Here is a 13303-nt window from a genome sequence, read left to right as displayed (position 1 = left end):
CGTCCCCGTCAGCCCTTGCACAGATCGGCCGTCTTCAACGTGGCCGGCGGGAGCTCGGTGGTCCCGAAGCCGTAGTCCCGGAGCAGGCCCACATAGCGCGAACTGTCCGAGACGATCTTCTTCAGCTCGCGATTGAAGGCGTCCCGCAGGTCCTCGTTGCCCTTGCGGAAGACGGCGCCGCCGGGGCTGTACTGCTTCGTGCCGTCGAGCTCGGGCAGGAAGGGCTCGGCGACCTCGGTGTCGGGATTGGTCTTCGCCAGCCAGCGCAGCGAGATGCCGGTGAGCAGGAAGGCGTCGATCCGGCCGCCCTTGACCGCGTCCGCGCCGTCCTGCGGCTTCTGCAGTGTCTTGATCCTGTCCTTGGCGATGCCCGCGCCCTCGACGTACTTGCCCTCGACGGCGCCCGACATCACGCCGACGGTGATCCCGGCGGCCTTCGCCGACGCCAGGTCGGTGACCTTCTTCGGATTGCCCTTCTTCACCATCAGCGCGGTGGGCGAGATGAACTCGGGCTCGGAGAAGAGGGCGTTGGCGCAGCGCTCCGGCGTGATCGCCATGCCGGCGCTGACCACGTCGTACTTGCCCGCCTGAAGCCCCGGGATCAGGCCGTCCCACTCGGAGAGGGTGGGCTTCAGCTCGTCGACGCCGAGCGCCTTGAAGATCTCCCGGTGCAGGGTGGGCGCCTCGCCCTTGAGCTGCTTGCCCTCCAGATAGCCGTACGGGGCCTCATTGGCGTACGCGACCCGGACGAAGCCCTGCTTGCGGAGTTTGTCGAGCGCCCCCGCACCGTCCGCGGAACCGGCGTCCGACTTGCTGCACGCGGAGAGCAGACCGGGGACGACGAGCAGGCCACCCACGGCTGCCGATCGGTTGAGGAAGCCCCGGCGGGACAGGTTGGGGAAGTCAGCCATGGTTCGTGATCTCCTGGAGCGGGCGAACGGTCCGGACAGAGGGAGCGCCTGCCCGATCCCGTGCGTCTATGCAGGAAGACGACGGCTGTGATCGAACGGTGGCCGGAAGGTGACCTTCCCGTGTCTGTTCAGGGGTGGAGTGCGACGGCCGGTGCGCGGTGCGTGCATCCCTGCCGGGAACCGCTCATGATCACCCGTCATGGGTGGATGTCCGTCATGGAGGGGTGAAACGGGCGGCGGGCCGGGCCGGTTGAGCTCACTCGTTCCGGTCCCGCACGGGGACGTACCCACGCCGCTTGTCCACCACGTTCGGCAACGGCCCGCCGGCCGCCCAGAGTTCGTACATCTCCACGAACTGCTCGCCCAGCCGGTCCCGCCAGCCCGCAGTGTCGCCGCTCATGTGCGGCGACACGATCAGATCCGGTACGTCCCAGAGCGGGCTGTGCGGCTCCAGCGGCTCCCGCTCGAACACATCCAGCGCCGCGCCCGCGATCCAGCGCTTGCGCAGCGCGGCGGCCAGATCGTCCTCCACGACCAACGGTCCGCGCCCCACGTTGATGAAGCGGGCCGAGGGCTGCATCAGCCCGAAGAACCGCGCGTCGAACATGGAACGGGTCGACTCCGTCAGCGGCGCCGCGCAGATCACCCAGTCGGCCATGGAGGCCAGCCGGTCCAGCTCCGCCACCCCGTGGATGGTGCGCCGCGCCCTGCGTCCCACGAGCGCCACCTGGACCCCGAGGGCGATCAGCGTCCTGGTGATCTCCCGTCCGATCGGGCCCGCTCCGACGACCACCGCACGGCTGCCCGCGACCTGGACGCTCTCCCTGTGGCGCCACAGCCGCCGCTGCTGGAACTCCAGCGTGCGGGGGAAGTCCTTGGCGAACGCCAGCACCAGCCCCGTCACGTACTCGGCGATCGGCCGCTCGAAGATGCCCCGCGCGTTGGTCACCACCGTGTCGGACGCGGTCAGCTCCGGGCAGAGCAGCCGGTCCACGCCCACGCTCGCCGTATGCACCCACGCCGGGCGCCGCCCGTCGCCGGGCCAGGCGGCCCGTACCGCGTCGGAGGTGAAGTCCCACACCAGCAGGACGTCGGCTGTCGGAAGGTGCGCGGCGAGTCCGGCCTCGTCCGTGTACCGGATGTCGGCCCTGCCGGTCAGCCGGCCGAGACGCGGCGACGGGTCGGTGTCCAGAACGAGCAGGGTGGGCTCTGACATGAGGGACGGTCGCTCCGCTGCCTCTGGGATGTGCGGATTGACCACGCTCGCAGCCGCGCCCCTCTTCGTCAACAGCTCACAGGGGAAGCGGCGACGGATGGGGGAATACTGGGAGAGACGGGCGAAAACGGTCATGGGTGTGTGCCCTGTCCCCGCCCCCCGTCCAGGCACCCGCAGGAACAGAAGGGGTGGACATGACGACCCTCGGCTTTCTCTACCCGGGCCACTTCGCGGAGGACGACTTCCCGCGGATGGAGATCCTGCTCGACGCCGTCAGACTGGTCGTGAACCACACCGACGTCGACGAGGACGACTACGGGACCGACGCGCTGACGCGGACCGGTACACCCGAACGGCTGGCCGCCGGGGTGACGGAGCTGCAGCGCGCCGGCGTCGAGTCCGTCGTCTGGGTGAGCAGCGGCGGCAGCTTCCTGTACGGCTGGGAGGGCGCCCATGAACAGACCGCCGCCCTGGCCAGGGTGGCCGGGGTGCCCGCATCCAGCACTTCCTTCGCCTTCGTCCACGCGGTACGGGAACTGGACGCCGCCCGGGTGGCAGTCGCCGCGACCTACCCCGAGCCCGTCGCCGAGCTGTTCACCGCCTTCCTGCACTCCGCGGGCATCGAGGTGGCCGCCACCCGTGCCGCGGGTCTCGCCTCCGCCGCCGAGGCCGCGGCCTGGGGCCTGGACGAGGTGAAGGACCTCGTCACGGCCGCGGACCGGCCGGAGGCGGACGTGATGCTGCTGCCCGACACCGCCCTGCACACCGTCGCGCACGTGGCGGAGCTGGAGCGGCTGCTCGGCAAACCGGTCCTCACCGGGAACCAGGTGTCGGTGCGGGAGGGGCTGCGGCTGGCGGACCGCCGGTCCTGGTCCCCGAGGCTCGGCAGGATCTTCGCCGAGCGCGAGGCACCCCCGGCCCCGGTGGCCACCTGGGGCGCCGGCCGGGCGCGTGCACACGGCGGAAGGAAGGGGTGGTCCGGGAGGCAGACCCACTCCGGCTGGTGAGCCGGGGCGGTCGGCGGCCCGGGGAGGGGAGAACGGGGAATAAACGGAGACCACCTCCTGTTGTGCTCTTCCGGACCTACGAGCCGGACGTAGGCGCATCACCGGAGAGGCCAGGACGTGGACGAGATTCGAGGCGACGAGATCCGTGGCAAGACGGAGGGAACGGCCACCGTTCCGCTCTCCGTGCTGGACCTGGTGACCGTGGGGCAGGGCCGCACCGCCACCCAGGCGCTGCGCACCAGCGTGGACATCGCGCAGCTCGCCGAGCGCCGGGGATTCCACCGCTACTGGGTCGCCGAACACCACTCCATGCCCGGCGTCGCCTCCTCCTCACCGGCCGTGATCCTGGCCCACCTCGCCGCCCGCACCGAGCGCATCAGGCTCGGCTCGGGCGGCGTGATGCTGCCGAACCACGCACCGCTCGTCATCGCCGAACAGTTCGGCACTCTTGAGGCCATGGCGCCGGGCCGCGTCGATCTCGGCCTCGGCCGCGCCCCCGGCACCGACGGCGCCACGGCGGCCGCCCTGCGCCGGTCGGACCGGCTCAACGAAGGGGCCGACGACTTCCCGCAGCAGCTCGCCGAGCTGACCCGGTTCCTGGACGACGACTTCCCCGACGGCCACCCCTACGCCCGTATCCACGCCGTCCCCGGCCCGGTCCAGGCCACGGCCGAGGGCGGCGTCCAGTCCGCGGCCCGTCCGCCGATCTGGCTGCTCGGCTCCTCCGGTTTCAGCGCCCGGCTGGCCGGTGTGCTCGGGCTGCCGTTCGCCTTCGCCCACCACTTCTCGGCGCAGAACACGGTGCCGGCCCTCGATCTGTACCGGGAGTCGTTCCGGCCGTCCGCGGTGCTCGACGCCCCGTACGCCCTGATCGGGGTATCGGCGCTGGCCGCCGACGACGCACGCGAGGCCCGCCGCCAGGTGCTCTCGGGTGCGCTGTCCATGGTCCGCCTGCGCACCGGCCGCCCCGGCCTGGTCCCGACGCCCGAGGAGGCGGAGGCGTACGCCTTCAGCCCCATGGAGCAGGAGTTCGTCGACAGCTGGCTGGTCAACATCGTCCACGGCACGGCGGACGAGGTCCGCACCGGCCTCGACGACCTGGCCAAGCGCACTGGCGCCGACGAACTGATGATCACCGCCAACGCCCACGGCGGCGAGGCCCGGCTGCGCAGCTACGAGCTGATCGCGGACGCGTACGGACTGCCGACGGCCTGACCCGGGCAACCGGTGTTCCGGCCCCCGGGGAGGGCCGGAACACCGGGGTTCAGACCTTCAGCCCGCCGCTGCCGATCAGCTCGGCGATCCGCTCCGGGGCCACCGCCCGTGAGTACAGCCAGCCCTGCCCGGTGTCGCAGCCGATCCGGCGCAGCCGTTCGGCCTGGCCCGCCGTCTCCACGCACTCCGCGGTGACGGTCAGGCCGAGGCGGTGCGCCAGGTGCACCATCGCCTCGACGATCGTCTCGTCGGCCGGGCTCGGGTGGGCGCCGTCCTCGTAGCGGAAGCCGCGCACGAACGAACCGTCGAGCTTCAGCACGGAGACCGGCAGCCGGCTCAGATAGGCGAGGTTCGAGTAGCCGGTCCCGAAGTCGTCGATGGCGATGCGGACGCCCATGTCGCTGAGCGACTGGAGGGCCTGGAGCGGGCGGCCCGTCGAGCCCATCACCGCCGACTCGGTCAGCTCCAGCTGGAGCAGCGCGGGATCGAGGCCGGTCTCGGCGAGGATCTCTGCGACATCGGTGACCAGGTCGGAGTCCCAGACCTGCCGCACGGCGACATTGACGCTGATGAACAGCGGTGGCTCGGTGGGGTGATCGAGCTGCCAGCGCCGGGCCTGGCGGCAGGCGGACCGCAGCACCCACCGGCCGAGCTGGACGATCGAGCCGTCCTCCTCGGCGATGGCGACGAACCGATTCGGCGAGAGCATGCCGAACTGCGGGTGGTTCCAGCGGACCAGGGCCTCCACACCGCGTACGACTCCGTCGGCCATCCCGACCAGCGGCTGGTACTCGATGGTGAACTCGCCGCGCTCGACGGCGGGCCGCAGATTGGAGGAGAGCGTCTGCCGGGTCATCCGGTGGGCGTTGCGCTCCGGGTCGAAGACCGTCCAGCGGGACTTGCCGTCCGCCTTCGCCCAGTACAGCGTGGTGTCGGCGGCCTGCATCAGGCCGGTCGCCGAGGTGCCGGCCACGGCGCGTTCCACCACCCCGATCGAGGCGGAGACGGAGAGCCGCTGCCCGGCCAGGTCGAAGGGTTTCTCCAGCGCGGCCAGGACCGTGCGGGCCAGGTCGGTGAGCTGCTGCGTACCGGCGGAGTCCTCGACCAGGATGGCGAACTCGTCGCCGCCCAGGCGCGCCACGAGATGGGCACCGGGGCGGTGCGGACCGTCCTGGGTCGCGCAGTCGGTGAGCCGGGCGGCGACGGCCGCGAGCAGCCGGTCGCCGATCCGGTGGCCCATCGTGTCGTTGACGGCCTTGAATCCGTCCAGATCGAGGTAGCAGAGCCCGATCCGGCCGTGCCCGGTGACACCGTCGTCCCGGCCGTCGTGGTGCCGGGGCGTCTCCAGGACGGCCGAGAGCCGCTCGAAGAACAGCGTCCGGTTGGGCAGCCGGGTCACCGGGTCGTGCATCTGGAGGTGACGCAGCCGCTTCTGCAGCTCACGCCGGTCGCTGACGTCCGCGACGGAGAGGAGCACCCGACCGGGTCCGGAGCCACCGGCCCGGCCGGCCTCCGGTTCGGGCATCGGTACGACGGTGATCTCGGCCCACAACGAGCGCCCGTCGGGGTGCTTGAGCCTGCGGGTGCAGCGGAACCGTGAGCGCCGCCCGTGCAGTACCTCGCGGTACGCGTGCCAGGTGCGGCCGTCCGCGACGAGGTCGAGCAGATCGGCCGCCGACTGCGCGGTCAGTGCCGCGGGGGAGTTGCCGAGGAGGCCGCCGAGAGCGTCATTGGCGGCGACGACCAGGCCCTCGTGGTTGACGACGGCCATCGGGAGCGTGGCGGCCCGGAAGGCCGCCCGGTAGCCGTGCGGCTCGGATCGCTGGGCCCCGGCAGGGGGCCACAAAGTGTGACACTCCGTGACCGACGGTCCTGTGGAGTGGGGGTGTGTGCCCGCCGCGGGCCTCGGCCCTTCGGGGGTTCCGCTCACCGTTCGCTCCCGCCGTGCAGTTCTGTATTGAACAGGTGTGGCCGGACTGGCCCACCGCGCGGAGCGCCGCTGTCGGAGGCGGAATCCACGCGGGAAAGCCTGGTGAAGCATAGAGGCTGGTACGTCGGCCGTTCCAGCGCCCGCCCCTTCCGCGCCCCACGTTCGCCCCGCATGGGCCAAGCCCACACCGATCTGGTTTGCCCATGACTGGTCGTTCCTGAGTGGTTCCGTTCTTTCACGATCCTCCAGTGATTGATTGTGACTGTCCGTGAGGGTGAACGTCGTGGCCGGCCGCTGACTCGACTGGGGCAGCTCAACAGGACGAAAGCCTCGAACCATCACAGGGTGGGTGCGTGACCGCAGCCCGCACCCGGAGGTAGATGTGCCGCGTCAGCACAGGACCGGGGGAGTGGAGAGACCGAGCCTGCGTGGCGTGGCCGCGGCCGTGACCTCTCTCCTGGCCCTCGCGGCCACCTCCCTCGTCGCCGGGCCGGCCGTGGCCGCCACCGGCGATGCGGGTCCGTGCGCGCTGCCCCGCACCGAGGTGCACCATTCACTCGGTCTGGGGGACTGGAACGACGCCTACCCCCGCCCCGTCCGCTCCCTCGACGCGGTCATGGTCTTCCTGTCCTTTCCCGACCACCGCCCCACCGTCACCCCGAAGGAACTCACCGCGGACTACTTCCCCGCCACCACCCAGTTCTTCCAGCGCGCCTCGTACGGGAAGTTCACCCTGCGCCCACACCCGCTGAAGCAGTGGATCCAGATGCCCGAGGCCTCCGACTGGTACGGCATACAGCGCGACTGGAACAACGAGAGGCGCAGCGCCTATCTGCGCGATGCCATCGCGACCGCCGACCCGAAGGTCGATTTCTCCCGGTACGACATCGTCTACCTGGTCGCCGACCCGGACGCCCCGGGGGTCGACTCCGACGCCACCAAGGTCGTCAACTTCGAGCAGCCGCTGCACGCGGACGGTACGGAGATCCGGCGCCTCGTCACCGTCTTCGAGCAGCACCCGCCGGACCACAACGTGCTGGCCCACGAGACCGGCCACGTCTTCGACCTGCCGGACCTCTACCACCGGCCGTCCGACGGCAGGGGCGACTGGGACACCTATGTCGGTGACTGGGACGTGATGGGCAGCCAGTTCGGTCTCGCACCGGACTTCTTCGGCTGGCACAAGTGGAAGCTGGGCTGGCTGGACCGCAGACAGGTGGTCTGCGTCCAGCGCAGCCGGGACATCACCCTGGAGCCGATCGCCGCCGCGCCCGCACCCGGCGGCTCGCTCGGCACCCGGCTCGCGGTGATCAGGACCGGTGAGGGCAGCGCCGTGGCCATCGAGGCGCGCGGCGCCACGGGCAACGACCGGACGACCTGTACCGAAGGTGTCCTGCTCTACCGGGTGCGGAACGGAACCCCGTCCGGCGGCGGCCCGGTCGAGGTCCTCGACACCCACCCCACCACCGACGCCTGCTGGGAGCGGTCCGTCTACGCCCCGCTCGCCGACGCCCCGCTGCGGGTCGGTGAGACGTACAGCATCCCCGGCGCGCACGCCAGGATCGAAGTCGCCGACCGGACGCCGTCGGGCGCCTGGACGGTCCGGATCACCACGGGAACCTGATCACCACGGGAACACAGGTGTCCGCGATCACGAAGAAGCCCCCTCGCTTCCGCGAGGGGGCTTCTTCCGTCTGTGCGCCGCCAGGGACTCGAACCCCGGACCCGCTGATTAAGAGTCAGCTGCTCTAACCAACTGAGCTAGCGGCGCCTGCTGACGTCGTAGACATTAGCATCCTGATCGGCGTGAGGAAAAATCGGATGACGGTCCGCCGACGGGTGCGTCGCCCGGGTCACCCGGACACAGGCCCAGAGCAGTACGTCCGGGCCCGGCAACCAGGGGCCGCGGGTGTCGGGCGCGACCACCCAGCGGGGCCCGGGAGTGGTCGACGTGCAGGTCAGGGGCGGAACGGTCACCGCGTCCCCGGTGCCGTGGCAGAGCAGCGGCGGGACCTTGGCCTCGCCGCCGTCCCGCTCCCGCGGGTCCGCGGCGGCGCGCGGTTCGAGGCCGCCGCCCCACTCCTCCCAGTCGAGCAGCGACGGCAGCCGCTGGGCGGTGCCGGGGGAGGCGAAGAGCAGCATCCGTCCGCGATGCGTGGCGACGGGTCCGGAGCCGGGCCCGTCGGCCCACAGGTGTTCCAGCATCCGGCGGCCGAAGAGGGTGGGCACGTTCACCACGTCGAAGGCCGATCCGCATGGCAGCACTGCCGGAGAGGTGGGGTGGGCTTCCCACTGGGCCAGCGTGCTGCGCGGATAGGCCGTGGCGCCGGCGAGCCAGGCGGCGCCGGCCGCCGTGACCTGGGCCGTCTGGTTCGCGGTCCGGTCCCGGAGGAGGGCGAAGACGTCAGGGCCGTGCTGGGAGGCGTCGCCGATGTGCAGGGTCGTTTCGTCTGGCAGCCAAGCGCTCATGCAGGCATGTCTACCGGGAGTGATCAAGTGGATTCCGAGAGTTGTCGGAAATCGGGACAGGTGAGGGTGCAAAGGAGTATCTTGCGCGCGGGCATATGCCAGTGGTGGTACCCGAAGTCAGAGCCGGTGCGGCCCAGGGGCGGAGGTCAGGGCGCGGAGCCGCCCAGCAGGCTCCGGCCGAACTCCACCATCTTCAGGGCATAGTCCTCGGTCCACTCCGCGCGCTGCGCGATGTCCGCGGTCGTCAGCCGGTCGAACCGGCGCGGATCGGCGAGCTGGGCAGCCGCGAGCGCCTGGAACTCGACCGCCCGGTCGGTCGCGGCGCGGAACGCCAGGGTCAGCTCGGTGGCGCGGGCCAGCAGCTCCTGCGGATCGTCCATCGACTCCAGGTCGAAGAAGTGCTCGGGATCGGCGACCGCCGCCGACGGCTCGAAGAGCAGGGGCGCGGGTCGCAGCCGCTGCTGCTCGTTCCGCTCGGGTTGTGCCATGTGGTGTTTCCTCCTTCGGTGGGCCCGACGGCCACCCTCCATTGTCCAACGTCCCGCACGTGGCCGTCCGGCATACCGTGAACGGCCTCCCTCACGCCTGCCAACGCACCCGGTGTTCCGCCAGATGCGCCAGTACCGCGTGGTTCGCCTCCCAGCCGTCCGGGAACTTCACCGTGACCCCCAGCTGCACGGGCTCCGTCGAGGGGTGCTCGTCCAGGAGCTCCGCGACGCCCGCCCGGCACACCACGACGCAGGCGTGCCGGTGGCGCGAGGCCAGTACGCACAGCCGGCCCGTCTCCAGATGGAACGCCGTGGCGTCCGGGCGGCCGGAGAGCGGGTGCAGGACCACCGTCACATCGAACTCGCGGCCCTGGAGCCGGTTCGCCGTGTCCACCGCCACGCCCGTCACCCCCAGCTCCGCGAGCGCCGCCCGTACCGCCGCCGCCTGGTCACGGTGGGCGGTGCCGACCGCGACCCGGTCCGCTGTCACCGGGACCGGCTCGGAGGAACGCTCGCTCGTCGCCGCGCCGCCCCGGTCCAGCAGCCGGCGGACGACCAGGGCCACCGCCCGTACCGCCTCCGGGTCGGTGCGCGGGGTGTGCCGGGCCGGGAGCTCCAGCAGGCCCCAGCCGGACTCCGCGGCCTCGTCCAGCACCCGGTCCGGTGCCGAGCCGTCGGACGCGACGCCGAACGACAGCCGCCGGTCCCCGTGATCCGTACCGCTGCGGAACGGGGTGTACGGGTAGAACGCGTTCGAGACCAGCGGCGCGGCGGAGGCGGGCAGCCGCCACGAGACCGGCAGCCGGTGCTGCGGCAGCCGGGGATTGTGCGCGAGCAGCGTGGAGACCGCGCTCGCGGACGGGTCGTACGACAGCCCCGCCCACTGGTCCGCGCCCACGATCGAGAACGGGTCCAACTGGCCGGGGTCGCCGACGAACAGCGCCCTTTCGAAGAGCCCCGCGACGGCCAGGAGAGCGTCCGAACGCATCTGGTACGCCTCGTCGACGATCGCGTGCCCCCACGGCTCGACGTTCTTCACGTGCGCCCACTTGGCGGCCGTCGAGATGACGACGTCGAGTCCGGCGAGGTCCGACGCCCTGGCCGACTTCCGTACGTTGGCCAGGCCGTCCAGCACCTTGTCGTAGGGGTCGGTGTCATTGCTGTGCAGCCGGCCGACCGGCAGTCCCGGGTCCTTCTCGGCCAGCCGCACCACCAGGTCGTCGACCTGGGCGTTGGTCTGCGCCACCACCATCAACGGGTGCCCGGCCGAAGCGAGTTCGAGCGCGGCACGCACCACGAGCGTCGACTTGCCCGCGCCCGGCGGGGAGTCCACCACGATGCCGCGCGACGTACCGCTCAGGGTGTCGGCGAGGATCGCGTCGGTCGCCCGCGCGGCCTGCGCGCCCGGGTCGAATACGGCCGTCACAGAAGGTCCTCCGCGGTCACGGGATCGGGATGCTCGGCGCGCTCGGCGCCCGGCGGTCCGCCGTGCGTCCACGGCGTCTGCTCCGGGTCCGGCAGCTTCGGGCCGCCGCGCTGATCGTGCTCGAACAGCGTCCAGGAGATCCGGTCGCCCGGCTCGGGCACCGAACCGGGGGCCGGTTCCTTGCTCCTGCCCATCCGGTCGGTGATGCGCAGCACCAGCGGCGGCGGGCCGCCGTCCTCCGGTTCCGCGGCGAATCCCACGAACTCGGCGGTCTGCGGCCTGCCTTCGAGCGAGCGGTACACCTTGGTGCGCTCGCCGAGATGCGGGCGCTCGTCCGTGCGGACCGTGACCAGCGGACGCGGGGACGGGCGCTTCGACTCGCTGTACGCCATCACCACCTCCGTCACCTCGCCGACGAACGCCTCACCGGCCAGCCGCCGTCCGGCCAGCACCAGCGGATCGTCCAAGGCCTCCTGCGCCTCCAGCTGGGCCTGCGCCGTCTCGCGCGAGGCCAGCTTCTGCGCCGCCGTCACCGCGTCGTCCCGGCGCGGCTGCGGCGGCTCACCGGAACGCACCCGGTCACGGTGCCCGGTGAACGACCAGCGGTCCCTCGTCCAGCGGTCCTCGGCCCTGGCCCCCTCGGGCAGTTCCCTCAGCAGATCCAGCCCCCGCCACACCGCATCCCACGTCGGCCGCATCACCCCGGCCAGCAGTGCCCTGATCTCCCGCTCGGCGGCGGTCAGTTCGCCGAGCCGGGCATCGGCGGCGAGGCCGTCCTCGGCCGCCGCGAGCGAGGTGCGCGCCCGGTCGTACTTCTCGATGGCGGGCCCCAGCAGCCGGTTGTCGAACGCCGGGTCCGTGGCCGGGCCGGCCGGGGGGCACAGCAGCTGTCCTCCGCCGTCCCGGTCCAGCTCCGCACGGAGCGCCGCCCGCGCCCCGGACTCGCCCGCCGGGGTATCGATCCAGGCCAGCAGCGCGCCCAGATGCTGATCCTCCAGGCTGCTCTGCCCGGTCGCCCAGTGCCGGTTCAGCAGATCCGTCGCGGCGAGCAGCAGTGAGGAGCCCGGCACCCTGGCCCGCTCCCCGTAATGCGTCAGCCAGCGGCCCAGCAGCGGGACGCGGGCGGGCGCGGGGTAAGGGGTTTCGGGATCGTCCTCCGCCGTGCGCCGGAACCGCATCGAGCGGCCGAGCAGTCGTACGAAGTCGATGCCCGCCCGGCTCGGCACGATCAACTGCGGTGCGTCCGCGCACAGCTCGACCTCGACCTTGACCTTCTTGCCGGTCTCCGGATCGGTCTCATTGCGCTCGGCGGGCTCGACGACGTCCTCGTACGCCTCGATGTGCGGCAGCACCGCCTCGGCCAGCTCGGCGAGGAACGCGAACCGCAGATCCCGGTCGCGCGGCTGCGAAACCGCCAGCAGCCGGGGCGCCTCCCGGTCGGTCCCGACGAGCGCGCCCAGCGGGGCGCCCGCCTCACCGGCGGTGGTCAGTGGCACCAGGACGAGCGGCCGGTCGGTGAGATGGCGGTGCAGGACCGTCGTCATCGGCTGTGCCCGGCCGCTCTCCACGGCCTCCAGCCGGGCCAGGGTGCTGATCAGCGACATGCCGGACCGCCCTCCAGGGCCTCGGCACGCAGCGCCGCCGCCCGCCGCAGGGCCGCGACCGCGGGATCGGCCGGGTCGCCCTCCTTGCCCGCGGCGGCGGCCAGCACCGCGCCCACCGTGGTCAGCCCGCCGAGCTCGCCCCGCACACTCCTTCCCAGTGTCTCCACCGCACCGGCCGCGCGGGACTTCGCCCGGCAGTGGAAGGCCAGTTCACAGGCGGACAGGCACTCCGGGGCGTAGGCCGCGCCGACCGACTCGACCGCCGCGTCCAGCTGCTGCCGGGGGCACTCCGGGTCGAAGGTGGTGCCCTCGGGCAGGGCCGCCGCGATGTCCTCGATCCGGGTCAGCCTGGTCAGCTGGCGCCGGGTGACCGCACGCTGCTTGCGTACGTCGACGACCGAAGCGGTGGGTAGATTGGAGAAGTCCTTCGGGCAGACCAGCAGGACCCGGTGCCCGACCTCGGCCCCCTCGGTCAGCTCCGCGATCCGCTCCAGAGCCAGTACGTAGACGGCGGACTGCCGGGCTGCCGCGCCGACCTTCGCGGCGTCGGCGGAACCGTCGATCATGGGGAAGGACTTGATCTCGATGGCCGTCCAGGTGCCGTCGGGGTGCACCGCCACCGCGTCCGGCTCCAGGTAGGCCGGGGAGCCGGCCACCTCCAGGGCCAGCATCGGGTGGTCCAGCAGTGCCCAGCCGCCCGATTCGGTCGCCTCCCGCAGCGCGAGGGCCGTACGCGCCGCGCGGCCCTCGGGACCGGCCGCGCTCAGGTCGGGGACCACCACCTCGCGCGGGGGCGCGCCGTCGCCGCCGAGACGCTCGTGCAGCAGCCGCATCAGCTCCGTACCGCCGTCGGCCTTGACCTTGGCCTCGAAGGCGTTGCCCCGGACGAGAGCGAACTGGGACTGGCCGAAGGGGGCCGGCGAACCGAGCGCGGCGGCCAGCGCGGCCTTGTCCACCCCCGCGCCGTCCAGCAGGGCGCGGCGCCGGCAGCCGGGGTTGGCGGCGAGGGCCGCCAATGCGCGGGCGTCCAGCGGCCG

General features: G+C 72.2%; 11 protein-coding genes and 1 tRNA gene. 3 read left to right on the top strand and 9 right to left on the bottom strand.

Features of this window, described 5'->3' with window-relative positions; translation table 11 throughout:
- Positions 1-8 precede the first annotated feature (8 nt).
- Together ehuB and ABZ826_RS18770 are read right to left on the bottom strand one after the other, a co-directional pair.
- The gene (gene ehuB, locus ABZ826_RS18775) at positions 9-911 is read right to left on the bottom strand and encodes an ectoine/hydroxyectoine ABC transporter substrate-binding protein EhuB (protein WP_361448964.1); all 903 of its coding nucleotides are present in this window, start codon (positions 909-911) and stop codon (positions 9-11) included.
- Between the two features lie 256 nt (positions 912-1167).
- Entirely contained in the window at positions 1168-2127 is a 960-nt protein-coding gene (locus ABZ826_RS18770) for a D-2-hydroxyacid dehydrogenase (protein WP_361448961.1), read from the bottom strand.
- Positions 2128-2321: 194 nt separating this feature from the next.
- Between ABZ826_RS18770 and ABZ826_RS18765 the strand changes: the two genes are divergently transcribed.
- Entirely contained in the window at positions 2322-3134 is an 813-nt protein-coding gene (locus ABZ826_RS18765; protein WP_361448958.1) for a decarboxylase, read from the top strand.
- Between the two features lie 117 nt (positions 3135-3251).
- Positions 3252-4349 (top strand): LLM class flavin-dependent oxidoreductase, encoded by a 1098-nt coding sequence (locus ABZ826_RS18760; protein ID WP_361448955.1) that lies wholly within the window; start codon positions 3252-3254, stop codon positions 4347-4349.
- A 49-nt stretch (positions 4350-4398) separates the two neighbouring features.
- On the opposite strand, the gene ABZ826_RS18755 is transcribed toward ABZ826_RS18760, so the two are convergent.
- Positions 4399-6279 (bottom strand): EAL domain-containing protein, encoded by a 1881-nt coding sequence (locus tag ABZ826_RS18755; protein ID WP_361448952.1) that lies wholly within the window; start codon positions 6277-6279, stop codon positions 4399-4401.
- 409 nt (positions 6280-6688) lie between these two features.
- Between ABZ826_RS18755 and ABZ826_RS18750 the strand changes: the two genes are divergently transcribed.
- Positions 6689-7903, top strand: coding sequence for a M6 family metalloprotease domain-containing protein (locus ABZ826_RS18750; RefSeq protein ID WP_361448949.1), 1215 nt, complete (start codon positions 6689-6691; stop codon positions 7901-7903).
- Positions 7904-7976: 73 nt separating this feature from the next.
- Here ABZ826_RS18750 and ABZ826_RS18745 read toward each other — a convergent pair.
- The 6 genes from ABZ826_RS18745 to ABZ826_RS18720 all read right to left on the bottom strand — a co-directional run bounded on the left by ABZ826_RS18745 (position 7977) and on the right by ABZ826_RS18720 (position 13282).
- Positions 7977-8050 (bottom strand) — tRNA-Lys (locus ABZ826_RS18745).
- Positions 8041-8748: a bifunctional DNA primase/polymerase gene (locus ABZ826_RS18740; protein ID WP_361448946.1), complete on the bottom strand. Its 708-nt coding sequence runs from the start codon at positions 8746-8748 to the stop codon at positions 8041-8043. Before ABZ826_RS18740 ends, ABZ826_RS18745 begins: the two co-directional genes overlap by 10 nt.
- Before the next feature lie 146 nt (positions 8749-8894).
- Positions 8895-9236, bottom strand: coding sequence for a hypothetical protein (locus tag ABZ826_RS18735; RefSeq protein WP_361448943.1), 342 nt, complete (start codon positions 9234-9236; stop codon positions 8895-8897).
- A 91-nt stretch (positions 9237-9327) separates the two neighbouring features.
- Entirely contained in the window at positions 9328-10662 is a 1335-nt protein-coding gene (locus tag ABZ826_RS18730; RefSeq protein ID WP_361448940.1) for an AAA domain-containing protein, read from the bottom strand.
- On the bottom strand, positions 10659-12266 hold the full coding sequence (locus tag ABZ826_RS18725) for a hypothetical protein (RefSeq protein ID WP_361448937.1): 1608 nt from the start codon (positions 12264-12266) through the stop codon (positions 10659-10661). Before ABZ826_RS18725 ends, ABZ826_RS18730 begins: the two co-directional genes overlap by 4 nt.
- Positions 12257-13282 carry a hypothetical protein gene (locus tag ABZ826_RS18720; protein ID WP_361448934.1) on the bottom strand — a complete coding sequence of 342 codons (1026 nt, stop codon included), beginning with the start codon at positions 13280-13282 and terminating at the stop codon, positions 12257-12259. Before ABZ826_RS18720 ends, ABZ826_RS18725 begins: the two co-directional genes overlap by 10 nt.
- Between the last annotated feature and the right edge of the window lie 21 nt (positions 13283-13303).

This window comes from Streptomyces sp. NPDC047515, assembly GCF_040643055.1.
Classification (GTDB): domain Bacteria; phylum Actinomycetota; class Actinomycetes; order Streptomycetales; family Streptomycetaceae; genus Streptomyces.
The sequence above is the reverse complement of the archived record's forward strand: the minus strand, read 5'-3'. Positions and strand labels throughout refer to the sequence as shown.